Source organism: Granulicatella elegans (genome assembly GCF_020735385.1).
In the GTDB taxonomy this organism is placed as follows: Bacteria; Bacillota; Bacilli; order Lactobacillales; family Aerococcaceae; genus Granulicatella; species Granulicatella elegans_B.
On the sequence record NZ_CP085953.1, the window covers coordinates 1,161,932 to 1,186,167 of the forward strand.

Below are 24,236 nucleotides of genomic sequence, written 5' to 3' on the forward strand. Positions count from 1 at the left end.
TTAAGAGGAGGTACTTCGGTGAAGAGCGGAAGAATCGTAAAAGTATCAGGACCATTAGTGACCGCTGAAGGTATGGAAGATGCAAATATTCAAGATATTTGTCATGTGGGTCACCTTGGACTGATTGGTGAAATTATTGAGATGCGTAAAGGTGTTGCCTCTATTCAAGTTTATGAAGAAACGTCTGGAATAGGACCAGGAGAACCAGTAACAACAACAGGAGAAGCACTTTCTGTTGAATTAGCTCCCGGAATCATCTCTCAAATGTTTGATGGAATTCAACGTCCATTGAATACATTTAAAGAAGTATCTAACAGTGACTTTTTAGTTCGTGGAACAGTAGTAGCCCCATTAGATCGTCAAAAAGAATGGGAGTTTCACGCAACAGCAGCAGTAGGTCAAACTGTTGAAGCTGGAGACATTGTAGGTTATGTACAAGAAACTAAAGTTGTTCAACATAAAATTATGGTTCCTTATGGAGTGAAAGGAACAGTAACAAGTATTTCAAGTGGAACGTATCGTATTGAAGATACGGTTTATACGATTGAAACAGAAGAAGGAGAAAAATCTTTCAATCTCATTCAACGTTGGCCTGTTCGTCAAGGACGTCCATTTAAAGTGAAGAAAAATACGGAAGTTCCAATGTTAACAGGACAACGTGTTATCGATACTTTCTTCCCTGTCACAAAAGGGGGAGCTGCAGCTGTACCTGGACCATTCGGAGCTGGTAAAACAGTTGTTCAACACCAAATTGCAAAATGGTCTGACGTAGATATCGTAGTTTACGTAGGTTGCGGTGAACGTGGAAATGAGATGACAGACGTATTAAATGAGTTCCCAGAATTAATTGACCCAACTACTGGTGAATCCATTATGGAAAGAACGATTTTAATTGCGAACACATCGAATATGCCTGTAGCAGCTCGTGAAGCTTCGATTTATACAGGGATTACAATTGCAGAGTATTTCCGTGATATGGGATATAGTGTAGCTATTATGGCGGATTCAACTTCACGTTGGGCAGAAGCATTACGTGAAATGTCAGGACGTTTAGAAGAAATGCCTGGGGATGAAGGATATCCTGCTTACTTAGGTGGTCGTATTGCTGAATATTATGAACGTGCAGGACGTGTTGTTACTTTAGGTAGCGAGGGTCGTGAAGGTACCATTACTGCCATTGGTGCGGTATCACCTCCAGGGGGAGATACTTCAGAACCTGTTACTCAAAATACATTACGTGTTGCTAAAGTATTCTGGGGATTAGATGCAACATTAGCGCAAAAACGTCACTTCCCATCGATGAACTGGCTAACTTCTTATTCTCTATACAATCAAGAAGTTGGAAAATATATGGATGAACACATTCATGAAAATTGGTCATCAATGGTTCAACATGCGATGCAAACATTGCAAGAAGAAGCAAGTTTAGAAGAAATTGTGCGTTTAGTTGGTTTAGAGTCATTATCCGAAAAAGACCGCTTAACAATGACGATTGCTAAATCCATTCGTGAAGATTACTTACAACAAAATGCCTTTGATGATGTGGATACATTCACTTCTCGTGAAAAACAATATCGTATGTTAGATTTAATTTTAACATTTGAAGAACAAGCAAGACATGCGATGAGTGTTGGAGCTTATTATGCAGAAATTATGGATGGTACAGAAGAAATTCGTGACCGTATTGCTCGTTCAAAATATATTCCAGAAAGTCAAATGGAACAATTTACAGCAATTAAAGAACAAATTCAACAAGATGTTAAAGCAACTATTCAAAGAGGAGGAATGACAAATGCTTAAAGAATATCGTACGATTAGTGAAGTTGTCGGGCCTCTAATGATGGTTGAACAAGTAGAAGGCGTTAAATTTGATGAGTTAGTAGAAATTCAATTACAAAATGGAGAAACTCGTCATGGTCAAGTACTAGAAGTACATGAAGATAAAGCAATGGTACAAATTTTTGAAGGACCAAGCGGTATTAATATTCGTGATTCAAAAGTACGTTTTAAAGGGAAACCTTTATCGTTAAATGTATCAGAAGATATGGTTGGTCGTATTTTTGATGGAATGGGAAATGTCATTGATGGTGGACCTGAATTATTACCGGAAGCATCTTTAGATGTAAACGGACAAGCAATTAACCCAGTTTCTCGTGACTATCCGGATGAATTTATTCAAACAGGAATTTCAGCCATTGACCATTTAAATACATTAGTTCGTGGACAAAAATTACCAGTATTTTCTGGGTCAGGTTTACCTCATAAAGAATTAGCAGCTCAAATTGCTCGTCAAGCTACGGTATTAAATAGTGATGAAAAATTTGCGGTAGTATTTGCTGCCATGGGAATTACCTTTGACGAAGCAGAATACTTTATGGAAGATTTCCGTAAAACAGGAGCGATTGATCGTTCAGTCATGTTTATTAACTTAGCAAATGACCCAGCGATTGAAAGAATTGCGACTCCTAAAATTGCCTTAACAACAGCTGAATATTTAGCGTATGAAAAAGACATGCACGTTTTAGTTATCATGACAGATATGACAAACTACTGTGAAGCATTACGTGAAATTTCAGCAGCTCGTCGTGAGGTTCCAGGTCGTCGTGGATATCCAGGTTACTTATATACAAACTTATCGACATTATATGAACGTGCTGGACGTCTCGTAGGACGTAAAGGATCTGTAACTCAAATTCCAATTTTATCCATGCCTGAAGATGATATTACACACCCAATTCCAGACTTAACAGGTTATATTACTGAAGGTCAAATTATTTTGGATCGTGCATTAGATAAACAAGGAATTCAACCTCCAATTAATGTATTGCCATCTCTTTCTCGTTTGAAAGATAAAGGTTCAGGTGAAGGAAAAACTCGTAAAGACCATGCTTCAACGATGAACCAATTATTTGCTGCCTATGCAACAGGAAAACAAGCAAAAGAATTAGCAGTCGTATTAGGAGAATCTGCTTTATCAAAAACAGATAAATTATATGTTGAATTTACAGATCGATTCGAAAAAGAATACATCAGTCAAGGATTCCAAACGAATCGTACCATTCAAGAAACATTAGATTTAGGTTGGGAATTACTATCAATTTTACCTCGTACGGAATTAAAACGTATCAAGGATGAAATGCTTGATGAATTTTTACCTAAAGGGGAGTGATTCCTAAATGGTGAGATTAAATGTAAAACCAACAAGAATGGAATTGTCTAAATTAAAACAGCGATTAACCGTTTCTGTTCGTGGTCATAAATTATTAAAAGATAAACAAGATGAATTAATGAGACAATTCATTGAGTTGATTCGTAAAAATAATGAATTACGTGATCAAGTTGAAAAACGATTAACAGCAGGAATGAAAAGTTTTGTTTTAGCAAAAGCAACGTTAGAAGAAGCTTTTATTGAAGAACTAGTGGCAATTCCACCACAAAGTGTCACATTGAATTTACAAGAAAAGAATATTATGAGTGTTTCTGTTCCGGAAATGAATTTTACAGTAGTAGAACAAAATCAAGAGAGTGATTTTAAATATGGCTATTTAAACTCAAATAGTGAGATTGATCATTCAATTGAAGAAATTTCTGCAGTGTTACCCGATTTATTATCATTAACAGAAATTGAAAAAACTTGTCAGTTATTAGCTGATGAGATTGAAAAAACACGTCGAAGAGTAAATGCTTTAGAATATCGTATGATTCCTCAATTAGAAGAGACGATTTACTACATTGAAATGAAGTTAGAAGAACAAGAACGTGCAAGTATCACTCGTATTATGAAAGTAAAAGATATGGGTCAAAAATCATAATGAATAAATAAGAAAACGAGCATCTTGAAACGGAGATGCTCGTTTTTGTTATTATCGGACTATATTTCCGGCTTGTTTAAGAGAAAACGCAGATAATAATGAGGAAAAGATTATAATTTGTTGAGGAAGGGATATTTTTTCTGCTTTGGCTTGTTGTTAGACTAAAGTTTATGATAAGATAGTAGAAAGCTTTAAAAAGAATGGAGTTTAGAGACGATTATGACAAAAAGAGGATTGTTAATCGTTTTATCTGGCCCATCAGGCGTAGGGAAAGGAACAGTTAGGGCTGCAATTTTTTCAAAAGGGGAACAAAAATTTGTTTACTCAATTTCAGCTACAACTCGCCTACCACGTACAGGTGAAACAGATGGAGTCGATTATTTCTTCAAGACAAGAGAAGAATTTGAACAAATGATTCAAAATAAACAATTATTGGAATATGCTGAATATGTTGGGAATTATTATGGCACTCCACTAGAATATGTAGAAAATACATTAGCGCAAGGAAAAGATGTATTTTTAGAAATTGATGTACAAGGCGCGATTCAAGTTCGTGAATTAATGCCAGATGGAGTATTTATTTTCTTAACACCGCCTGATTTAAATGAATTAGAATCTCGTATTGTTAATAGAGGAACAGATTCTGATGAAGTAATTGCGAAACGTATGAAAACAGCTCGTGAAGAATTAGAGTTGATGAAGTACTATGATTACTCTGTTGTGAACGATACAGTGAACAATGCTGTTCAAAAAATCGAAGCAATTATTCAAACAGAGCACTTGCGAATCGTTAGAAATTTAGATACTATAGAAGAGTTAGAAGAAATATTGGATGAAGAGTAGAAAGAGGTAATCTATTATGATGTTATATCCTTCAATTGATAAATTATTAAATAAAATTGATTCAAAATATTCTTTAGTAATTTTATCAAGTAAAAGAGCTCATGAATTACACCATCATGAACCACAAAAATTAGAAGACTATCAATCAGATAAAAATGTTGGCCGTGCGTTAGAAGAAGTTATCGCAGGTGAATTAGGAATTCGCGAAGATAGTATTCCTGAAGAAGTTTAATGATGAAGAAGCCTTGAAGTGGAGAAATCACTTCAAGGTTTTTATTTTTTAAAATATGATTTAAGAGTGAATAAATCGTTTTCTATTTTTTGAAAAAGATGATACACTATTCTTATGATGTAAATTGGGGTAAGTATACCTCTAAAGCGAGGTGAAATCATGTTTGCACAAGTAATAGTAGATGTTCCAGTAAATCAAGTGAATCATACTTTTGATTATATCATTCCTGAAATTTTCGATGGAGAAATTGAAGTGGGAATGAGAGTAGTTGTTCCGTTTGGTTCAAGAAATGTGCAAGGCTTTGTTGTTTCCATTTCTCCTACAACAGAGTTTGAAGGTGAATTTAAAGAAATTGAACGATTGATGGATCTTGAACCTGTTCTCTCAAAAGAAATGATTGAATTAGGAGCATATATGTCCAATCATTTATTCGCATTTTTAATTCACTGTTATCAAACAATGTTGCCAGCGATGTTAAAAACAACAACGAGAAAATTTTTTATATTAGAAAATCCCCAAGAACACGAAGAGATTTATCAAGAAATTTTTAAGGGACAAACCGAAATAGAAGTAACTGATGAAATGCCAAAGGAAATACTAGCGAAGTTACTACGTTTAAAACTTAAAGGAATTATCCAAGCTAAAACATTAGTAGAAGATCGTAAACAAATTAAAACCGAAGATTGGATTGTGTTATCGTATTTACCCGAAGAATATTTGGAAATGATGAAACAAGTTCCAAAAAATGCGACAAAACAAATAAGATTTCTGGAAGGGTTATCTAGTTTAGAGAATACAGAAATTTCAAAAGCTGAATTTATGACTCGCTTTAATGTTATTTCACCAGATGTGAAAACAGCTCTTGATAAAGGGTGGATTATGCTTGAAAAAAGAGTAGTAGACAGAGATCCCTATGCGGGAAGAACAATTGTCCACTCGAAACCATTTGAACTAAATGACGAGCAAAAACAAGTCTTCGAACAAGTGTTAGAAGAAAAGGATGATACTTCTCATGTTTATTTATTGCAAGGTGTGACAGGATCAGGAAAAACGGAAGTATATCTTCAATGGATTGGAGAAGCTATTCAAAAAGGAAAAAGCGCTATGATGCTTGTTCCAGAAATTTCATTAACTCCTCAAATGGTTCAGCGATTCAAAGAACGATTTGGAAATCGAGTAGCTGTTTTACATAGTGGTTTGAATCCTGGAGAAAAACATGATGAATGGCAAAAAATAAAAGAAGGTCGTGCAGATATTGTTGTTGGAGCAAGATCTTCGGTATTTGCACCGTTAGAAAATATTGGCATTATTGTTTTAGATGAAGAACATGAGAGCACTTATAAGCAGGATGATACTCCACGTTATCATGCGAGAGATATTGCGATTTGGAGAGGAAAATATCATGGTTGTCCTGTCGTACTTGGAAGTGCAACTCCAAGTTTAGAATCGCGAGCAAGAGCGGAAAAAGGAGTTTATCGTTTATTACGCTTAACAAAGCGTGCTAAACATCAACCGTTGCCTCAAGTTCATGTACTAGATATGAAACAAGAATTTTTGGCACAAAAAGGAAGTTTCTCTAAACGTCTATTACAAGTTTTAGAAGACCGTTTAGAAAAAGGAGAGCAAAGTGTGTTGCTCTTAAATCGAAGAGGATATTCATCCTTTATTATGTGTCGAGATTGTGGTTATGTATTAGAATGTCCAAATTGTGATATTTCCTTGACGCTTCATATGGATACAAAAGTGATGAAATGCCATTACTGTGGTCATGAAGAAGGTATTCCAAATCATTGTCCGAAATGTCATAGCCGACAAATTCGTTATTTCGGAACGGGAACTCAAAAGCTTCAAGAAGAATTAGAGCAATTGTTGCCAACTGCAAGAGTTATTCGAATGGATGTCGATACAACTCGTAAAAAGGGACAACATGAAGCGTTGTTAAAACAATTTGAAGAACAAAAAGCGGATATTTTAATTGGAACACAAATGATTGCCAAAGGCTTAGATTTTCCAAATGTCACTTTAGTAGGAGTAGTTAATGCAGATACAGCTTTAAATATTCCCGATTTTAGAGCAGCAGAAAAAACTTTCCAATTATTAACGCAAGTAGCAGGAAGAGCTGGTAGAGGAGATAAGGCTGGAGAAGTAATTATTCAAACGTATAATCCAGATCATTATGCGATTCAATTAGCCCAACATCATTATTACGAGGCCTTCTTTGCTCAAGAGATGAAAATGAGACACCTGGCTCATTATCCGCCGTATTATTTTACAGTGATGATTACAGTTTCTAGTGAACAAGAATATGTTGCACAAAAACAGGCATATGACATTAAAAAGGTATTGGAAGGTAAACTATCTTCTCAATCTGTCTTATTAGGCCCAAGTGCGAAATCAATTGCTAGAATGAATAATCGTTATTATTATCAATTAATTATTAAATATAAAAAAGATCCAGTATTAGATATTTTATTACATGAGGTCTTAGTCAATACTCAACCAACTCCACTGTCAAAAGTAGCAGTATCTATTGATGTAGAACCTCAATATTTTTTATAAAGATAGGAAGTGGAATTTTGAAAAAAATTATTTTTATGGGGACACCCGAATTTTCAACAAAAGTATTACATGCTTTAGTCAATTCAGAAGAATATGAAGTGATTGCGGTTGTGACTCAACCGGATAGACCAGTTGGGCGTAAAAAAGTGATTACTCCATCACCCGTGAAAAAATATGCATTAGAGCAAAATATTGCTGTTTATCAACCAGAAAAATTAACAGGTTCAGAAGAATTAGAGCAATTAATGACATTAGATGCTGATTTAATTGTAACAGCTGCTTATGGTCAGTTTTTACCGAAGAAATTTTTAGAATTTCCAAAACAAGGTGCTGTCAATGTTCATGCATCCTTATTACCAAAATATCGCGGGGGTGCACCGATTCATTACGCGATTATGAATGGAGATTCTCATACAGGTGTAACTATTATGCGAATGGTTAGCAAAATGGACGCGGGAAATATTTTGTCACAACGTTCTATTCCAATTGAACAAGAAGATGATGTAGCTTCTATGTTTGAAAAATTAAGTGTGGTAGGTGCGGAATTATTATTAGACACATTGCCGCAAATTTTTGATGGGACAATTACAGAAATTGTACAAGATGAAGCGTTCGTAACGTATTCTCCGAATATTACACGAGAACAAGAACAAATCGATTGGACAAAAGAAGCGAGAATGGTGGATTGCTTTATCCGTGGCTTACGTCCTTGGCCAACTTCATTTACTATATTAAATGGAGAAAGAGTGAAAATCTGGCAAGTGAAAGTAGTAGAACAAACAACTGCTGAACAACCAGGAACTTTATTTAAAGAAAATCATCAATTGTATGTAGCGTGTGGTAATCAAACCGTATTAGAAATTATTGAATTACAACCTGCGGGTAAAGCTAAAATGAGTTCAGAGTCCTTTATGAATGGTTTTGCTTCTGTCATTGAAGAGAAAGCTTGCTTTGAAGGAGTAAATCATGGATAAAGTCAGAAATGCAGTTGTAGACTTATTAGTTCAAGTGGAACAGGATCAATCCTATTCAACGATTAGTTTGAAAAAAGTGATTGAGCAGCAAAAATGGTCTGCAAAAGATAAAGGTCTGTTAACTGAATTGTTTTATGGAACGATTCAACGAAAAATAACAATTGATTTTTATTTAGCGCCTTATATTCAAAAAGCAAAGAAAATTCAACCATGGGTGAAACAGTTGCTAAGAATTTCGATTTATCAAATGGTGTTTTTAGATAAAATTCCTGATCATGCAGCGATTTTTGAAGCAGTACAAATTGCGAAAAAACGTGGTCATCAAGGGATTGCAAAATTTGTCAATGGCGTACTGAGAAATTTCCAAAGAAATGATTTAAGAAGTTTGGAGGAAATAAAAGATGCAGATGAAAGAATGAGTGTACAGTATAGTATTTCAAAATGGATGTATCAATTATTTAAAGACCAGTATGGAGTAGAAAAAGCACAACAAATTTCTGAGTCTATTTTAACAGCGCCAAGTGTCAGTGTTCGTATTCAACCAAATCATTTATCGCAGGAACAAGTAAAACAACTGTTAGAAAAAGAAGGAGTTCAGACTAGAGAGAGTCAGTTATCTAACAGATGTCTTATTGTGGAAGAGGGAAATGTTTTCCAATCGAAAGCTTTTGAACAAGGACTTATAACGATTCAAGATGAGGCTTCTTCTTTAGTAGCACAAGTTGCTAATTTACAACCAATCAATAAAGTACTCGATACATGTGCTGCCCCCGGAGGAAAGACAACGCATATTGCAAGCTATTTAGATTCATTAAAAGGTGGACATGTCGATGCATTAGATTTATATGAACATAAACTAAAGAAAATACAAGAAAACGCTAAAAGACTACAAGTGGAAGATTGTATTTCGATGAGGGTACTAGATGCTCGTACTGTTCATGAAGTTTATCCAATGGAAAGCTTTGATGCGGTATTTGTGGATGCACCTTGTTCAGGTTTAGGATTAGTTCGTCGTAAACCGGATATTAAATATACAAAAGAATTAAAAGATTTAAAGAGTTTGGGAAAAATTCAACTTGATATTTTGATATCTGCTTCAAAAATGGTAAAATCAAAGGGAAGTCTAGTGTATTCTACTTGTACGATAAATAAGTCAGAAAACAGAGAGTTAGTCAATCAATTTTTAAAAGCGAATCCAGAATTTGAAATCGAACCGATTGGGCAGTGGATTCATAAAGATACAGAAGATATTACAATATTACCAAATGACTATAATAGTGATGGCTTTTATATTTGTAAATTAATTAAAAAATCTTAATTATTGAGGAGGGATTGAATGAAATTTGCGATAAAAAGTGATGTTGGTCAACGAAGAAAAGTAAACGAAGATGCTGCAGGATACTTTGAAAGCAAAAATAATATCCCGATTATGATGGTATGTGATGGTATTGGTGGTCATAATGCTGGTGAAGTTGCAAGTTCAATGGCTCTTATGTCAATTGGTCAAGCTTGGGAAAAAATGGAATTAGATGATATTGAAGAAGTTTATCAATGGTTGATTCAAAAAATTGAAGAAGTAAATAAGGATATTTTTTCACGTTCCACACAATATGAAGATTTGTATGGGATGGGCACTACCTTAGTTGCAGCCATTGTAATTGGAAATCAATTAATGATTGCCAATGTTGGAGATAGTCGAGCTTATGTATTGAGAAATTTCCAATTAAAACAATTGACAGAAGATCAAAGTTTAGTCAATGCGTTGTTGAAATCTGGTGAAATTACTCCGGAAGAAGCAGAAAATCACCCTAATAAAAATATTGTTACTCAATCACTGGGGGTAACATCTTCAGTAGAAATTGATTTTGTAAGAATGACTGTCAAAGACGAGGACACATTATTATTATGTAGTGATGGTTTGAGTGATATGTTATCTCTAGAAGAGATTCGAAATGTAATGAATCATTATTCAGATGTCGAACAACAAGTAGAAAAAGCTGTACAAGAAGCTAATGATGCAGGCGGTCATGATAATATTACGGTTGCAATTGCAAGAATTCAATTACAAGAGGAGGTAGCCTAATGTTAGAAGCTGGAAAAACATTAAATGGACGTTATAAAATTCAAACTTTAATTGGAACCGGTGGAATGGCTGCGGTTTACCTTGCAAAAGATTTAATATTAGATAGATTAGTAGCAATTAAAGTGTTACGATTGGATTTTAGACAAAATAATGATGCAATGAGAAGGTTTAGACGTGAAGCTTTATCAGCAACACAATTAACTCACCCGAATATTGTTGGAGTGTATGATGTAGGACAGTCACAAGAAATGAATTATATTGTGATGGAATATGTTGAAGGAACAGATTTAAAAGACTACATTAGACAAAGCGGAGCTCTACATCCAATTGAAGCTGTTCGGATTATGATGCAAATTGTTTCAGCAATTGCTGCGGCTCATCAAAATCGTATTATTCATCGCGATATAAAACCACAAAATATTTTAATCGATCGAGAAGGAAATGTTAAAATCACAGATTTTGGGATTGCCGTCGCATTATCTGATACTTCTTTAACTCAAACGAATACATTGCTAGGGTCTGTTCATTACTTATCACCTGAACAAGCAAGAGGTGGAATGGCGACGATTCAAACGGACATCTATGCTTTAGGAATTGTGTTATATGAATTATTAACAGGTAGAGTTCCTTTTGATGGTGAATCAGCAGTCTCTATTGCCTTAAAACATTTCCAAGAGCCATTACCACCAGTTGTAAATCCAACGGCGATGGTTCCGCAAAGTTTAGAAAATATAGTGTTAAAAGCAACTGCAAAAGATCCAATGAATCGTTATAGAAGTTGCTATGAAATGTTCCAAGATTTAAAAACTTGTTTAGACTCTACAAGATTATATGAGAAGAAATTTGTCCCAACGAGTTTTTCAGGAGAAACAAAAGTACTATCTCCAATCACAACACAAAAAATTAAACCAATTCAATCAAGTAGAGAAATTCCAGTTGTAGAAATGGATGAAGAAAAGCCAGTTAAGAAAAAAAGGAAATGGCCTTGGTTATTATTACTTATGATATCCGTTATTGGAATTATGACTTTTGTATTTTTACGTTCAAGCCCAAAAGAAGTTCAAGTGCCAGATGTAACGAATTTAACAGAAGCTGCTGCTAAAATAAAATTAGCAGATGCTAAGTTAAGTGTAACGGATGTTATTCAAGTACAATCAGACGAGATTGAGAGTGGAAAGGTTATTGAAACGAATCCAAAGGCCGGCAGTACAGTAAAAGAAAAATCAAAAGTGACGATAAAAGTAAGTTCTGGAAAAGAAGCAGTCATTATGAAAGACTATCGGAATAAAACTTATGAAGCTGCAAGAGATGAATTGAAAAAATTAGGATTCACTGTAGAGAAAAAAGAAGAAAATTCTGATAGTGTCGAAGCAGGAAAAGTAATTTCGCAAAGTATTGCTCCAAATCAAAAAGTTGAAGGGAAAGATACAGTCATCACTTTAGTGGTAAGTAAAGGTGAAACTTCAATTAAAATGGCAAACTTAAAAGGTTATACAAGAGAAGGAGCCATTGAATACGCAAATACGAATAATTTAAACTTAACGATTACTGAAGAAGAAAATGATGCGACAGTAGATACTGTTATTAGTCAATCAATTCGCGAGGGTTCTAATATTAAAAAAGGAACCCCTTTAACGATTGTTTTATCAAAAGGGAAAAAAGCACATACAGTTACAAAACAAATTATGATTCCTTATCAAAAATCAGCAAACAACTCGAATGGAAAAGTTAATAAAATTTCTATCTACATTGAAGATTCTGTAAACCAAATTCAAAATGTATATAAAACTTTAGAAATTACTGAAGATACAAGTGTGAATATAACATTTAATTTAAACAATACCCAATCAACTGGTAAATATAAAATTGTAAGTGATGGTAAGGAAATTGCTTCTGGAACTGTTCAATAGCGTGAAAGACTGTAGCGTAAAAAACTGGCTCATCGACAAATTCTGTTGGTGGATTAAATTTAACACCAAATTAAGTCTTTCATTTTAAATGAACAAGGTGGAAGAAAAGTAACGATTTAATCGATTTAACAATCAACCACAAACATAACTATGAACGAAATCTAGTTTTAACTTTATAATGAGCAGGGGCATGTTATCCGCGATTAGCGGTTTGGGGGCTGTGAAATTTGATATTATTTTTCGCTTCCCCCAATTCAACATGCCCATGGAGGCTCATTGTCAAGTTAAAACGACTCTATACATACTTTTTTAACTCATAATGACTTTCTATTGACCGGGGTAAAGAAACAACCTTTAATAATCTTGATTCTTAATTTCATATTCTCAAAATTTCGATATCCATATGCAACACGTTTAATTACTTTAATGAGATTATTCGTTCCTTCAATAGCTCCATTGGAATATCCTGTCGTAAAAGCTTGATAAATCCCATTCTTAAAACGTTTAAACACTTCAAACTTCTTCTTAAATTCATAAGGTAATTGTTTTGGAATTTCCTTTATACATGTCATAAATGCCTCGTAATTTTTCTTTTTATAGGCTTTTCTAAGTTCTTGAATGAAATCATATGCATCTGATAACACTTCGTCAAAACTCAATAATTTTTCTACCAATTGAGCTTGAGTAAGATAGGTTTTGAAGTGATAATTGTACCTTAATTTTTCTTCATCTAATTCATCACTAGGCTTTAAGAGTACTTTCCAGTAACGTTTCAATGTCTTCTGTTGTGTTGATTTCGCTGAGAATTGCTTCATAATCACAATGCGCAGTTGATTAAAATTACGATTCATATGTTGAATGATATGGAATCGATCTACTACGATAACAGCGTTTGGAAATACAGTTTTAATAAGATTTTGATAAGAAGCATTCATATCCATCACTAAATATCTTACTTTTAAACGTTGTTTACGAGAAAACTTCATAAAGAATGAAATCATTTCATGAAGTGTTCTACCAGGCAAAATATCAATTAATTGGCGATTTTCTCCATCTAAACAAATGAAATTCATTTTCCCTTGTTGCGTTTTAACGCCTCTAAATTCATCTAAACAAAGCACTTTAGGTAAATAATGATACTGCTGCATTGTTTTTATTTTAAACTTTTTCATCACTCTTTCAACAGTCTTATCAGAAATTGAAAGGAGTTTAGCGATTGCTTTTCTAGAGAAGTTTTCTTTTAAATACAACATAATTTGACACTCTAAATCATAAGAAATATTACTATTTTTTGGAACAAGAGGGCAATCTGCAACCCATGTTTTATGACAATCTTTACAGATGAATCGTTGTACTTTAAGGTCTAAAATAGTCTTATGTCCAAATAGGTGTGGAATTCTAATTTTATGTTCCATAGGAGAATGTTTCATCACATTTTCGCTAGAACAATATAGACAAGAAGTACAAGCACTTGTCCAAGTTCCATTAATTTTATGAACTGTTTCATTGTTTTCTGTCACGATTTCTAACCAATTTTCATCCGTAATAAAATTTTCTTCTGTTAATCTTAGTAATTTTCGTATACAATAGTCCATGAGAGAAATCCTCCTTTGATTTGTTTTAGTCGACTTAATCATAACTCGGATTTCTCTTTTTTGCATGTAAAAAATCCTGTCGGTGATTTCTCACCAACAGGATTTGTCGAACAAGCAAAAAACTACAGTCTTTTTTTCGTAAAAATATAAAAAATGTTAAAAAATGGACTTGCAAAGGAAGAAAATCTATGGTAAATTATAAACACTGTTAACGAACGTTCGCCTTTGAAACGATTGCGAAAAATAAATTTAAAATAAATTTTAAAAAGTAGTTGACAGAAAAAAACACCTGTGATAATATATAGGAGTTGTCGCGATAAAGCGACGTTGACCTTTGAAAACTAAACAAAGAAGACAAACCAAATGTGTAGGGACTTCACAAAAGTGAAGAAACAACAATTTCTTTTCTCTAAGGAGAAAAACAATAAGTCAGTAATTAAAATGAGCTTTCAAAAGCTCATGAATGTATTTTCATGAGAGTTTGATCCTGGCTCAGGACGAACGCTGGCGGCGTGCCTAATACATGCAAGTCGAACGAGAGCGACCGGTGCTTGCACAGGTCAATCTAGTGGCGAACGGGTGAGTAACACGTGGGTAACCTGCCCATCAGAGGGGGATAACATTCGGAAACGGATGCTAAAACCGCATAGGTTCTTTAGTCGCATGACTGAAGAAGGAAAAGAGGCTTCGGCTTCTGCTGATGGATGGACCCGCGGTGCATTAGCTAGTTGGTGAGGTAACGGCTCACCAAGGCCGTGATGCATAGCCGACCTGAGAGGGTGATCGGCCACATTGGGACTGAGACACGGCCCAAACTCCTACGGGAGGCAGCAGTAGGGAATCTTCCGCAATGGACGCAAGTCTGACGGAGCAACGCCGCGTGAGTGAAGAAGGATTTCGGTTCGTAAAACTCTGTTGTTAGAGAAGAACAGCGCATAGAGTAACTGTTATGCGTGTGACGGTATCTAACCAGAAAGCCACGGCTAACTACGTGCCAGCAGCCGCGGTAATACGTAGGTGGCAAGCGTTGTCCGGATTTATTGGGCGTAAAGCGAGCGCAGGCGGTCAATTAAGTCTGATGTGAAAGCCCCCGGCTCAACCGGGGAGGGTCATTGGAAACTGGTTGACTTGAGTGCAGAAGAGGAGAGTGGAATTCCATGTGTAGCGGTGAAATGCGTAGATATATGGAGGAACACCAGTGGCGAAGGCGACTCTCTGGTCTGTAACTGACGCTGAGGCTCGAAAGCGTGGGTAGCAAACAGGATTAGATACCCTGGTAGTCCACGCCGTAAACGATGAGTGCTAAGTGTTGGAGGGTTTCCGCCCTTCAGTGCTGCAGTTAACGCATTAAGCACTCCGCCTGGGGAGTACGACCGCAAGGTTGAAACTCAAAGGAATTGACGGGGACCCGCACAAGCGGTGGAGCATGTGGTTTAATTCGAAGCAACGCGAAGAACCTTACCAAGTCTTGACATCCTTTGACCACTCTAGAGATAGAGCATTCCCTTCGGGGACAAAGAGACAGGTGGTGCATGGTTGTCGTCAGCTCGTGTCGTGAGATGTTGGGTTAAGTCCCGCAACGAGCGCAACCCTTATTACTAGTTGCCAGCATTGAGTTGGGCACTCTAGTGAGACTGCCGGTGACAAACCGGAGGAAGGTGGGGATGACGTCAAATCATCATGCCCCTTATGACTTGGGCTACACACGTGCTACAATGGATGGTACAACGAGCAGCGAACTCGCGAGGGTAAGCGAATCTCTTAAAGCCATTCTCAGTTCGGATTGTAGGCTGCAACTCGCCTACATGAAGCCGGAATCGCTAGTAATCGCGGATCAGCACGCCGCGGTGAATACGTTCCCGGGTCTTGTACACACCGCCCGTCACACCACGAGAGTTTGTAACACCCAAAGTCGGTGAGGTAACCTTACGGAGCCAGCCGCCTAAGGTGGGATAGATGATTGGGGTGAAGTCGTAACAAGGTAGCCGTATCGGAAGGTGCGGCTGGATCACCTCCTTTCTAAGGATAACATCTAATGTTTCGACGTTAGATGAACACGGAACCCTACAGGTTGAAATCTTTGTTTAGTTTTGAGAGGTTAACTCTCAAAACAATAAGTCTAAATCCGAACGGGCCTATAGCTCAGCTGGTTAGAGCGCACGCCTGATAAGCGTGAGGTCGATGGTTCGAGTCCATTTAGGCCCATAAGTTTCGAATTTAATGGGGGCTTAGCTCAGCTGGGAGAGCGCCTGCTTTGCACGCAGGAGGTCAGCGGTTCGATCCCGCTAGTCTCCATACTATCCGAAAGGATAGAAACTCGACCTTTGAAAACTGAATACTATATCACAAATGAAAACCAAAAATTTACCGAGAGTTAGAGAAATCTAACGAAAAAGAGTTTTTTAACAAGAAGCAACGCGACCATAATGGTTAAGTGAATAAGGGCGCACGGTGAATGCCTTGGCACTAGGAGCCGAAGAAGGACGGAACGAACACCGATATGCTTTGGGGAGCTGTAAGCAAGCTAAGATCCAGAGATTTCCGAATGGGGGAACCCAACACCCGTGATGGGGTGTTACGCATAAGCGCAGGCTTATGACGAGGTAGACGCGGGGAACTGAAACATCTCATTACCCGCAGGAAGAGAAAGAAAAATCGATTTCCTGAGTAGCGGCGAGCGAAACGGGAAGAGCCCAAACCAGTGTGCATGCACACTGGGGTTGTAGGACTTTCAACAACGTGTATGACAATCTGTAGCAGAACCCTGTTGGAAAGCAGGATCAAAGAAGGTGACAGTCCTGTATGCAAAACAGAAAGTTGGCACAAGAGAGCACCTGAGTACGGCGGGACACGAGGAATCCCGTCGGAATCCGCCAGGACCATCTGGCAAGGCTAAATACTACCTAGTGACCGATAGTGAACCAGTACCGTGAGGGAAAGGTGAAAAGAACCCCGGGAGGGGAGTGAAAGAGTACCTGAAACCGTGTGCTTACAAGTAGTCAGAGCCCGTTAATGGGTGATGGCGTGCCTTTTGTAGAATGAACCGGCGAGTTACGTTAACATGCGAGGTTAAGATGAAGAGTCGGAGCCGTAGCGAAAGCGAGTCTGAATAGGGCGGCAGAGTATGTTGACGTAGACCCGAAACCAAGTGATCTACCCATGTCCAGGTTGAAGGTGCGGTAAAACGCACTGGAGGACCGAACCAGGGCACGTTGAAAAGTGCTTGGATGAGGTGTGGGTAGCGGAGAAATTCCAATCGAACTTGGAGATAGCTGGTTCTCTCCGAAATAGCTTTAGGGCTAGCCTCGGAATGAAGAATCGTGGAGGTAGAGCACTGTTTGGACTAGGGGCCCATCTCGGGTTACCGAATTCAGATAAACTCCGAATGCCATGTATTTATGTCCGGGAGTCAGACTGCGAGTGATAAGATCCGTAGTCGAAAGGGAAACAGCCCAGACCACCAGCTAAGGTCCCAAAATATCTGTTAAGTGGAAAAGGATGTGGGGTTGCACAGACAACTAGGATGTTGGCTTAGAAGCAGCCATCATTCAAAGAGTGCGTAATAGCTCACTAGTCGAGTGACCCTGCGCCGAAAATGTAACGGGGCTAAACAGATTACCGAAGCTGTGGATTCAGATAATAACTGAGTGGTAGGAGAGCGTTCTAAGGGCGAAGAAGCATGACCGTAAGGACATGTGGAGCGCTTAGAAGTGAGAATGCCGGTATGAGTAGCGAAAGACGGGTGAGAATCCCGTCCACCGAATGACTAAGGTTTCCTGGGGAAGGCTCGTCCTCCCAGGGTTAGTCGGGACCTAAGGCGAGGCCGAAAGGCGTAGTCGATGGATAACAGGTTGATATTCCTGTACTTCTGTTAATTGTTTGAGCAATGGAGGGACGCAGGAGGCTAAGTTGAGCGTACGAGTGGAAAAGTACGTCCAAGCAGCGAGTCCGCTGATGAGTGAAATGCTTGTCACAAACGGGGTAAGCTGTGAAGGGGAGCGAAAAAAAGTAGCGAAGCAACTGACGTCACACTGCCGAGAAAAGCTTCTAGTGAGATTAACAGAACCCGTACCGCAAACCGACACAGGTAGTTGAGTGGAGAACACTAAGGTGAGCGAGCGAACTCTCGTTAAGGAACTCGGCAAAATGACCCCGTAACTTCGGGAGAAGGGGTGCTGGTAGAAATACCAGCCGCAGTGAATAGGCCCAGGCGACTGTTTATCAAAAACATAGGTCTCTGCAAAATCGAAAGATGACGTATAGGGGCTGACGCCTGCCCGGTGCTGGAAGGTTAAGAGGAGAGGTTAGTCCATTAGGGCGAAGCTTTGAATTGAAGCCCCAGTAAACGGCGGCCGTAACTATAACGGTCCTAAGGTAGCGAAATTCCTTGTCGGGTAAGTTCCGACCCGCACGAAAGGCGTAACGATCTGGGCACTGTCTCAACGAGAGACTCGGTGAAATTATAGTACCTGTGAAGATGCAGGTTACCCGCGACAGGACGGAAAGACCCCATGGAGCTTTACTGTAGTTTGATATTGAGTGTTTGTGTGACATGTACAGGATAGGTAGGAGCCGAAGAGATGGGAACGCCAGTTTCCAAGGAGGCAATGGTGGGATACTACCCTTGTTACATGAACCCTCTAACCCGCACCTAGAAGCAAGGTGGGAGACAGTGTCAGACGGGCAGTTTGACTGGGGCGGTCGCCTCCTAAAGTGTAACGGAGGCGCCCAAAGGTTCCCTCAGAATGGTTGGAAATCATTCGAAGAGTGTAAAGGCAGAAGGGAGCTTGACTGCGAGACCAACAAGTCGAGCAGGGACGAAAGTCGGGCTTAGTGATCCGGTGGTACCGAATGGAAGGGCCATCGCTCAACGGATAAAAGCTACCCTGGGGATAACAGGCTTATCTCCCCCAAGAGTTCACATCGACGGGGAGGTTTGGCACCTCGATGTCGGCTCATCGCATCCTGGGGCTGAAGTCGGTCCCAAGGGTTGGGCTGTTCGCCCATTAAAGCGGTACGCGAGCTGGGTTCAGAACGTCGTGAGACAGTTCGGTCCCTATCCGTCGCGGGCGTTGGAAATTTGAGAGGAGCTGTCCTTAGTACGAGAGGACCGGGATGGACACACCGCTGGTGTACCAGTTGTTCTGCCAAGAGCATCGCTGGGTAGCTATGTGTGGACGGGATAAACGCTGAAAGCATCTAAGCGTGAAGCCCCCCTCGAGATGAGATTTCCCATCATTTAAAATGAGTAAGACCCCTGAGAGACGAACAGGTAGATAGGTTAGGAGTGGAAGTGCCGTGAGGCATGGAGCGGACTAGTACTAATCGGTCGAGGACTTAACCAAGGTTGAAGGTAAATGAGGAAGGAATTGGATATAGATTCAGTTTTGAGAGAGCGAGAGCTTTTTCAAGAGAGAAGTGTGGTGACGATGGCAAGAAGGATACACCTGTTCCCATCTCGAACACAGAAGTTAAGCTTCTTAGCGCCGATAGTAGTTGGGGGTTTCCCCCTGTGAGGATAGGACGTTGCCACGCTTTTCAAATATTCCGCAATAGCTCAGTTGGTAGTAGCGCATGACTGTTAATCATGATGTCGTAGGTTCGAGTCCTACTTGCGGAGTTTACAAAATATACTGGATACTCGGAGAGTTGTCCGAGCTGGTCGAAGGAGCACGATTGGAAATCGTGTAGGCAGGAAACTGTCTCAAGGGTTCGAATCCCTTACTCTCCATATTTTGTAGTTTTTATTTTATGGCCCGTTGGTCAAGCGGTTAAGACACCGCCCTTTCACGGCGGTAACACGGGTTCGATTCCCGTACGGGTCATTAATGGAGGATTACCCAAGTCCGGCTGAAGGGAACGGTCTTGAAAACCGTCAGGCGTGTAAAAGCGTGCAAGGGTTCGAATCCCTTATCCTCCTTACTAATGTTATCGCGGGGTGGAGCAGTTGGCAGCTCGTCGGGCTCATAACCCGAAGGTCGTAGGTTCGAGTCCTACCTCCGCAATTGAATAATTTGGTTCCGTGGTGTAGGGGTTAACATGCCTGCCTGTCACGCAGGAGATCGCGGGTTCGATTCCCGTCGGGACCGTAATTCCAGGCTCGGTAGCTCAGTTGGTAGAGCATTTGATTGAAGCTCAAAGTGTCGGCAGTTCGATTCTGTCCCGAGCCATCTGGAGGGGTAGCGAAGTGGCTAAACGCGGCGGACTGTAAATCCGCTCCTTAGGGTTCGGCAGTTCGAATCTGCCCCCCTCCATTCATTAAATAGTTTAACTATTTAGGGGTATAGTTTAAAGGTAGAACAGCGGTCTCCAAAACCGTTAGTGTGGGTTCGATTCCTGCTACCCCTGTTATCATATTATGGCGATTGTGGCGAAGTGGTTAACGCATCGGTTTGTGGCACCGACATTCGGGGGTTCGATTCCCCTCAATCGCCCTTTTTTCTTGGGGTATAGCCAAGCGGTAAGGCAACGGACTTTGACTCCGTCATTCGTTGGTTCGAATCCAGCTACCCCAGTTTTTTTATATAGAAATGGCGGTATAGCCAAGTGGTAAGGCAGAGGTCTGCAAAACCTTTATCATCGGTTCAAATCCGTTTACCGCCTTTATATGCCGGCGTGGCGGAATTGGCAGACGCGCTGGACTCAAAATCCAGTGCCCGCGAGGGCGTGCCGGTTCGACCCCGGCCGCCGGTATTTTTAGTACAAAAAAGAAGCTAAAAGTACAAATGTAAAATAGCTAGAAATGTTGATTTAACAACGTTTCTAGCTATTTTTACATTTTTGAGAAACTCATAAAAACTAATAAAAAAGGTTGTTCGACAAATCCTGTTGGTGAGAAATTACCGACAGGATTTTTTACATGCAAAAAAGAGAAATCCGAGTTATGATTAAGTCGACTAAAACAAATCAAAGGAGGATTTCTCTCATGGACTATTGTATACGAAAATTACTAAGATTAACAGAAGAAAATTTTATTACGGATGAAAATTGGTTAGAAATCGTGACAGAAAATAATGAAATAGTTCATAAAATTAATGGAACTTGGACAAATACTTGTACTTCTTGTCTATATTGTTCTAGCGAAAATGTGATGAAACATTCTCCTATGGAACATAAAATTAGAATTCCACACCTATTTGGACATAAGACTATTTTAGACCTTAAAGTACAACGATTCATCTGTAAAGATTGTCATAAAACATGGGTTGCAGATTGCCCTCTTGTTCCAAAAAATAGTAATATTTCTTATGATTTAGAGTGTCAAATTATGTTGTATTTAAAAGAAAACTTCTCTAGAAAAGCAATCGCTAAACTCCTTTCAATTTCTGATAAGACTGTTGAAAGAGTGATGAAAAAGTTTAAAATAAAAACAATGCAGCAGTATCATTATTTACCTAAAGTGCTTTGTTTAGATGAATTTAGAGGCGTTAAAACGCAACAAGGGAAAATGAATTTCATTTGTTTAGATGGAGAAAATCGCCAATTAATTGATATTTTGCCTGGTAGAACACTTCATGAAATGATTTCATTCTTTATGAAGTTTTCTCGTAAACAACGTTTAAAAGTAAGATATTTAGTGATGGATATGAATGCTTCTTATCAAAACCTTATTAAAACAGTATTTCCAAATGCTGTTATCGTAGTAGATCGATTCCATATCGTTCAACATATGAATCGTAATTTTAATCAACTGCGCATTGTGATTATGAAGCAATTCTCTCCTAAATCAACACAACAGAAGACATTAAAGCGATACTGGAAAGTACTCTTAAAGCCTAGTGATGAATTAGATGAAGAAAAATTAAGGTACAATTATCACTTCAAAACCTATCTTACTCAAGCTCAATTGGTAGAAAAATTATTGAGTTTTGACGAAGTGTTATCAGATGCATATGATTTCATTCAAGAACTTAGAAAAGCCTATAAAAAGAAAAATTACGAGGCATTTATGACATGTATAAAGGAAATTCCAAAACAATTACCTTATGAATTTAAGAAGAAGTTTGAAGTGTTTAAACGTTTTAAGAATGGGATTTATCAAGCTTTTACGACAGGATATTCCAATGGAGCTATTGAAGGAACGAATAATCTCATTAAAGTAATTAAACGTGTTGCATATGGATATCGAAATTTTGAGAATATGAAATTAAGAATCAAGATTATTAAAGGTTGTTTCTTTACCCCGGTCAATAGAAAGTCATTATGAGTTAAAAAAGTATGTATAGAGTCGTTTTAACTTGACAATGAGCCTCCATGGGCATGTTGAATTGGGGGAAGCGAAAAATAATATCAAATTTCACAGCCCCCAAACCGCTAATCGCGGATAACATGCCCCTGCTCATTATAAAGTTAAAACTAGATTTCGTTCATAGTTATGTTTGTGGTTGATTGTTAAATCGATTAAATCGTTACTTTTCTTCCACCTTGTTCATTTAAAATGAAAGACTTAATTTGGTGTTAAATTTGATCCACCAACAGAATTTGTCGATGAGCCATAAAAAATAAAAATTTGGTGGGCAAATGGTGGGCAAATTTTTCTACAAAGTTTGTGAATCTAAGAAATATAAAGGAGGAAAGCAATGGCAACTATAGATTTACTTGAAAATTATCCAAAGGAGTTAATTCTAAAAGGATATTCTGAAGAAATGAAGTATAAAGTTAAAGCTGATAAGAATTACTTTTTAAAAATCTCTCCTCTATCATTTATTAAGAAGAAGGAGTTAGAAATAAAATATATTTCACTTTTAGAAAAAGAAATAAAAATTCCAAAATTAATTGAGTTAAGGTATGAATCGAATGTTATTCTTAGTTTATATGAATGGATTGATGGTGTTGATTTTCGAGATTATGTGACTCAATTGACAGATAAAGAACTGTATCAATATGGTATTCAAGCAGGTGAATTTCTAAAGAAGTTTCATTCGATTTCTATTGAAGAACACTTGGACAATTGGAAGGAATATTATGTACAGAAATCAATGAAGAAGATTGATTCTTTTAGAAAGTCGAATATAAATTTTTCTGAAATTGAAACTTTTATTGACTATATTCAAACTCATCAGTATTTATTACATGATAGACCCATTTCATTATGTCATGGGGATTTTCATGTTGGAAATATGATGGTTGATTTTAAAACAAAAGAACTTGTTATTATTGATTTTGGTTCTATAGAAATTGGTGATCCTATGGAAGAGTTTAATCGCATGATTTGGAATGCACAATTATCTGAGGAGTTCGCAACAGGATGTATTAATGGCTATTTTAATGGAAAGAATATTCCCGATGAATTTTGGAAGTTAATGGCATATTATATAGCATGTGATGTTGTAGGCTCTATTCCTTGGGCAGTAAATTATGGAACTCATCAGTTGACAATTATGCTTGAAAGAGCAAAATTAGTGTTAGATTGGTTTGATGATTTTGAACGTGTGATTCCAAAGTTTTATAAAAGAATTGAGTCTAAAAAGGATGGTAAGTTATAGTGGATATTCAACAATACAAACAAATGTTAGAGCAACCTTGGGGAAAGATTCAATATGAAATTATTTTTGCCCAATTAGCTCATTTAAAAAATAAGAAAATTTTAGATTTTGGTTCAGGACTTGGATTAGTAAGTAAGTTTTTAAGCGAAAATAATGAAGTTGTTGCGATTGAACCAGAAAAAGAAATGCTGTTTGCTTATTCCAATCATACTTATGAGAAAATTTTAGGTAGCTTAGAGCAAGTTGAAGAATTTGAATCGGAATCTTTTGATATCGTTTTGTGTCACAATGTACTGGAGTATATAGAAGAAAATAATCGAGAAAAATATCTTTCTGAATTTAAACGAGTACTAAAACGTGATGGAAAGTTATCTATTATCAAACATAATCAGGTTGGTAAAATTATGCAAGCAGTTGTATTTTCTAATGATGTAGATCAAGCATTGGATTTATTGAAAGGAAATGAATTTAGAAGTGTCTCATTTAATTCTGGTTCAACTTATACCATTGACAAATTATTAGAGATGTCAAAAATGAAATTGGATAAGTATCAAGCGATTCGAACTTTCTATAGTCTACAAATGAATGAAGTAAAAACTCAAGATAAATGGATAGAAAAGATGACTGAAATGGAACTTTCAGTATGTGACTTGTATCCTTATAAAGATATTAGTTTTTTACAACATGTATGGCTTATGAAGGAGTAAAAGTTAGTTTTTCTTGTAAGTACTAATATCGTGTGG

Annotated in this window: 14 protein-coding genes, 15 tRNA genes and 3 rRNA genes; 31 read left to right on the plus strand and 1 reads right to left on the minus strand. The window is 37.7% G+C overall.

Features of this window, described 5'->3' with window-relative positions:
• Positions 1-18 precede the first annotated feature (18 nt).
• The 10 genes from LK443_RS05745 to pknB all read left to right on the plus strand — a co-directional run bounded on the left by LK443_RS05745 (position 19) and on the right by pknB (position 12,413).
• Positions 19-1,800: a V-type ATP synthase subunit A gene (locus LK443_RS05745; protein WP_227931017.1), complete on the plus strand. Its 1,782-nt coding sequence runs from the start codon at positions 19-21 to the stop codon at positions 1,798-1,800.
• Positions 1,793-3,169, plus strand: coding sequence for a V-type ATP synthase subunit B (locus tag LK443_RS05750; RefSeq protein ID WP_006703587.1), 1,377 nt, complete (start codon positions 1,793-1,795; stop codon positions 3,167-3,169). Before LK443_RS05745 ends, LK443_RS05750 begins: the two co-directional genes overlap by 8 nt.
• Before the next feature lie 7 nt (positions 3,170-3,176).
• On the plus strand, positions 3,177-3,812 hold the full coding sequence (locus LK443_RS05755) for a V-type ATP synthase subunit D (RefSeq protein ID WP_006703588.1): 636 nt from the start codon (positions 3,177-3,179) through the stop codon (positions 3,810-3,812).
• A gap of 219 nt (positions 3,813-4,031) precedes the next feature.
• Positions 4,032-4,655, plus strand: coding sequence for a guanylate kinase (gmk, locus tag LK443_RS05760; RefSeq protein ID WP_227931018.1), 624 nt, complete (start codon positions 4,032-4,034; stop codon positions 4,653-4,655).
• 16 nt (positions 4,656-4,671) lie between these two features.
• A complete protein-coding gene (gene rpoZ / locus LK443_RS05765; protein WP_006703591.1) occupies positions 4,672-4,887 on the plus strand; it encodes a DNA-directed RNA polymerase subunit omega in 216 nt (71 codons plus the stop codon).
• Positions 4,888-5,046: 159 nt separating this feature from the next.
• Positions 5,047-7,446 (plus strand): primosomal protein N', encoded by a 2,400-nt coding sequence (gene priA / locus LK443_RS05770; protein WP_227931019.1) that lies wholly within the window; start codon positions 5,047-5,049, stop codon positions 7,444-7,446.
• Positions 7,447-7,463: 17 nt separating this feature from the next.
• Positions 7,464-8,420, plus strand: a complete 957-nt coding sequence (gene fmt / locus LK443_RS05775; RefSeq protein ID WP_227931020.1) for a methionyl-tRNA formyltransferase — start codon at positions 7,464-7,466, stop codon at positions 8,418-8,420.
• The gene (gene rsmB / locus LK443_RS05780; RefSeq protein ID WP_227931021.1) at positions 8,413-9,738 is read left to right on the plus strand and encodes a 16S rRNA (cytosine(967)-C(5))-methyltransferase RsmB; all 1,326 of its coding nucleotides are present in this window, start codon (positions 8,413-8,415) and stop codon (positions 9,736-9,738) included. Before fmt ends, rsmB begins: the two co-directional genes overlap by 8 nt.
• 18 nt (positions 9,739-9,756) lie before the next feature.
• Positions 9,757-10,503 (plus strand): Stp1/IreP family PP2C-type Ser/Thr phosphatase, encoded by a 747-nt coding sequence (locus tag LK443_RS05785; RefSeq protein ID WP_227931022.1) that lies wholly within the window; start codon positions 9,757-9,759, stop codon positions 10,501-10,503.
• A complete protein-coding gene (pknB, locus tag LK443_RS05790; protein WP_227931023.1) occupies positions 10,503-12,413 on the plus strand; it encodes a Stk1 family PASTA domain-containing Ser/Thr kinase in 1,911 nt (636 codons plus the stop codon). The genes LK443_RS05785 and pknB overlap by 1 nt, the downstream gene beginning before the upstream one ends.
• 314 nt (positions 12,414-12,727) lie before the next feature.
• Here the strand turns inward: pknB and LK443_RS05795 are convergent, their stop codons facing one another.
• Positions 12,728-14,074, minus strand: a complete 1,347-nt coding sequence (locus LK443_RS05795) for an ISL3 family transposase (protein ID WP_227931024.1) — start codon at positions 14,072-14,074, stop codon at positions 12,728-12,730.
• A 403-nt stretch (positions 14,075-14,477) separates the two neighbouring features.
• Between LK443_RS05795 and LK443_RS05800 the strand changes: the two genes are divergently transcribed.
• From LK443_RS05800 to LK443_RS05900, 21 genes are all read left to right on the plus strand, one after another.
• Positions 14,478-16,027: ribosomal RNA gene (locus LK443_RS05800) — 16S ribosomal RNA — on the plus strand.
• A 112-nt stretch (positions 16,028-16,139) separates the two neighbouring features.
• A tRNA-Ile gene (locus LK443_RS05805) sits at positions 16,140-16,213 on the plus strand.
• A 17-nt stretch (positions 16,214-16,230) separates the two neighbouring features.
• A tRNA-Ala gene (locus LK443_RS05810) sits at positions 16,231-16,303 on the plus strand.
• 133 nt (positions 16,304-16,436) lie between these two features.
• Positions 16,437-19,353 (plus strand): 23S ribosomal RNA (locus LK443_RS05815).
• Between the two features lie 74 nt (positions 19,354-19,427).
• Positions 19,428-19,543: ribosomal RNA gene (gene rrf, locus LK443_RS05820) — 5S ribosomal RNA — on the plus strand.
• The 16S, 23S and 5S rRNA genes sit together here with 15 tRNA genes alongside, the layout of an rRNA operon.
• Before the next feature lie 11 nt (positions 19,544-19,554).
• A tRNA-Asn gene (locus tag LK443_RS05825) sits at positions 19,555-19,628 on the plus strand.
• 23 nt (positions 19,629-19,651) lie between these two features.
• Positions 19,652-19,739, plus strand: a tRNA-Ser gene (locus tag LK443_RS05830).
• A gap of 22 nt (positions 19,740-19,761) precedes the next feature.
• Positions 19,762-19,833 (plus strand) — tRNA-Glu (locus tag LK443_RS05835).
• 5 nt (positions 19,834-19,838) lie between these two features.
• Positions 19,839-19,928 (plus strand) — tRNA-Ser (locus tag LK443_RS05840).
• Positions 19,929-19,940: 12 nt separating this feature from the next.
• A tRNA-Met gene (locus tag LK443_RS05845) sits at positions 19,941-20,013 on the plus strand.
• Between the two features lie 11 nt (positions 20,014-20,024).
• A tRNA-Asp gene (locus LK443_RS05850) sits at positions 20,025-20,097 on the plus strand.
• 8 nt (positions 20,098-20,105) lie between these two features.
• Positions 20,106-20,178, plus strand: a tRNA-Phe gene (locus LK443_RS05855).
• Between the two features lie 3 nt (positions 20,179-20,181).
• A tRNA-Tyr gene (locus LK443_RS05860) sits at positions 20,182-20,262 on the plus strand.
• Positions 20,263-20,285: 23 nt separating this feature from the next.
• Positions 20,286-20,356: transfer RNA gene (locus tag LK443_RS05865), tRNA-Trp, on the plus strand.
• A gap of 13 nt (positions 20,357-20,369) precedes the next feature.
• Positions 20,370-20,442 (plus strand) — tRNA-His (locus LK443_RS05870).
• 9 nt (positions 20,443-20,451) lie between these two features.
• Positions 20,452-20,523: transfer RNA gene (locus LK443_RS05875), tRNA-Gln, on the plus strand.
• Positions 20,524-20,540: 17 nt separating this feature from the next.
• Positions 20,541-20,611, plus strand: a tRNA-Cys gene (locus LK443_RS05880).
• Positions 20,612-20,617: 6 nt separating this feature from the next.
• A tRNA-Leu gene (locus LK443_RS05885) sits at positions 20,618-20,701 on the plus strand.
• A gap of 166 nt (positions 20,702-20,867) precedes the next feature.
• A complete protein-coding gene (locus LK443_RS05890; protein WP_227931025.1) occupies positions 20,868-22,214 on the plus strand; it encodes an ISL3 family transposase in 1,347 nt (448 codons plus the stop codon).
• A 373-nt stretch (positions 22,215-22,587) separates the two neighbouring features.
• Positions 22,588-23,493 (plus strand): phosphotransferase family protein, encoded by a 906-nt coding sequence (locus LK443_RS05895; protein ID WP_227931026.1) that lies wholly within the window; start codon positions 22,588-22,590, stop codon positions 23,491-23,493.
• Positions 23,494-23,516: 23 nt separating this feature from the next.
• A complete protein-coding gene (locus LK443_RS05900; protein WP_227932455.1) occupies positions 23,517-24,200 on the plus strand; it encodes a class I SAM-dependent methyltransferase in 684 nt (227 codons plus the stop codon).
• Positions 24,201-24,236: the final 36 nt, after the last annotated feature.

Excerpts from the sequence above, each read along its gene's own strand:
- rpoZ (WP_006703591.1), top strand. The coding sequence starts at position 4,672 with ATGATGTTATATCCTTCAATTGATAAATTATTAAATAAAATTGATTCA.
- LK443_RS05795 (WP_227931024.1), bottom strand. The coding sequence starts at position 14,074 with ATGCAAAAAAGAGAAATCCGAGTTATGATTAAGTCGACTAAAACAAAT.
- LK443_RS05750 (WP_006703587.1), top strand. The coding sequence starts at position 1,793 with ATGCTTAAAGAATATCGTACGATTAGTGAAGTTGTCGGGCCTCTAATG.
- pknB (WP_227931023.1), top strand. The coding sequence starts at position 10,503 with ATGTTAGAAGCTGGAAAAACATTAAATGGACGTTATAAAATTCAAACT.
- gmk (WP_227931018.1), top strand. The coding sequence starts at position 4,032 with ATGACAAAAAGAGGATTGTTAATCGTTTTATCTGGCCCATCAGGCGTA.
- LK443_RS05895 (WP_227931026.1), top strand. The coding sequence starts at position 22,588 with ATGGCAACTATAGATTTACTTGAAAATTATCCAAAGGAGTTAATTCTA.
- LK443_RS05900 (WP_227932455.1), top strand. The coding sequence starts at position 23,517 with ATGTTAGAGCAACCTTGGGGAAAGATTCAATATGAAATTATTTTTGCC.
- LK443_RS05890 (WP_227931025.1), top strand. The coding sequence starts at position 20,868 with ATGCAAAAAAGAGAAATCCGAGTTATGATTAAGTCGACTAAAACAAAT.
- rsmB (WP_227931021.1), top strand. The coding sequence starts at position 8,413 with ATGGATAAAGTCAGAAATGCAGTTGTAGACTTATTAGTTCAAGTGGAA.
- LK443_RS05785 (WP_227931022.1), top strand. The coding sequence starts at position 9,757 with ATGAAATTTGCGATAAAAAGTGATGTTGGTCAACGAAGAAAAGTAAAC.
- LK443_RS05755 (WP_006703588.1), top strand. The coding sequence starts at position 3,177 with ATGGTGAGATTAAATGTAAAACCAACAAGAATGGAATTGTCTAAATTA.
- priA (WP_227931019.1), top strand. The coding sequence starts at position 5,047 with ATGTTTGCACAAGTAATAGTAGATGTTCCAGTAAATCAAGTGAATCAT.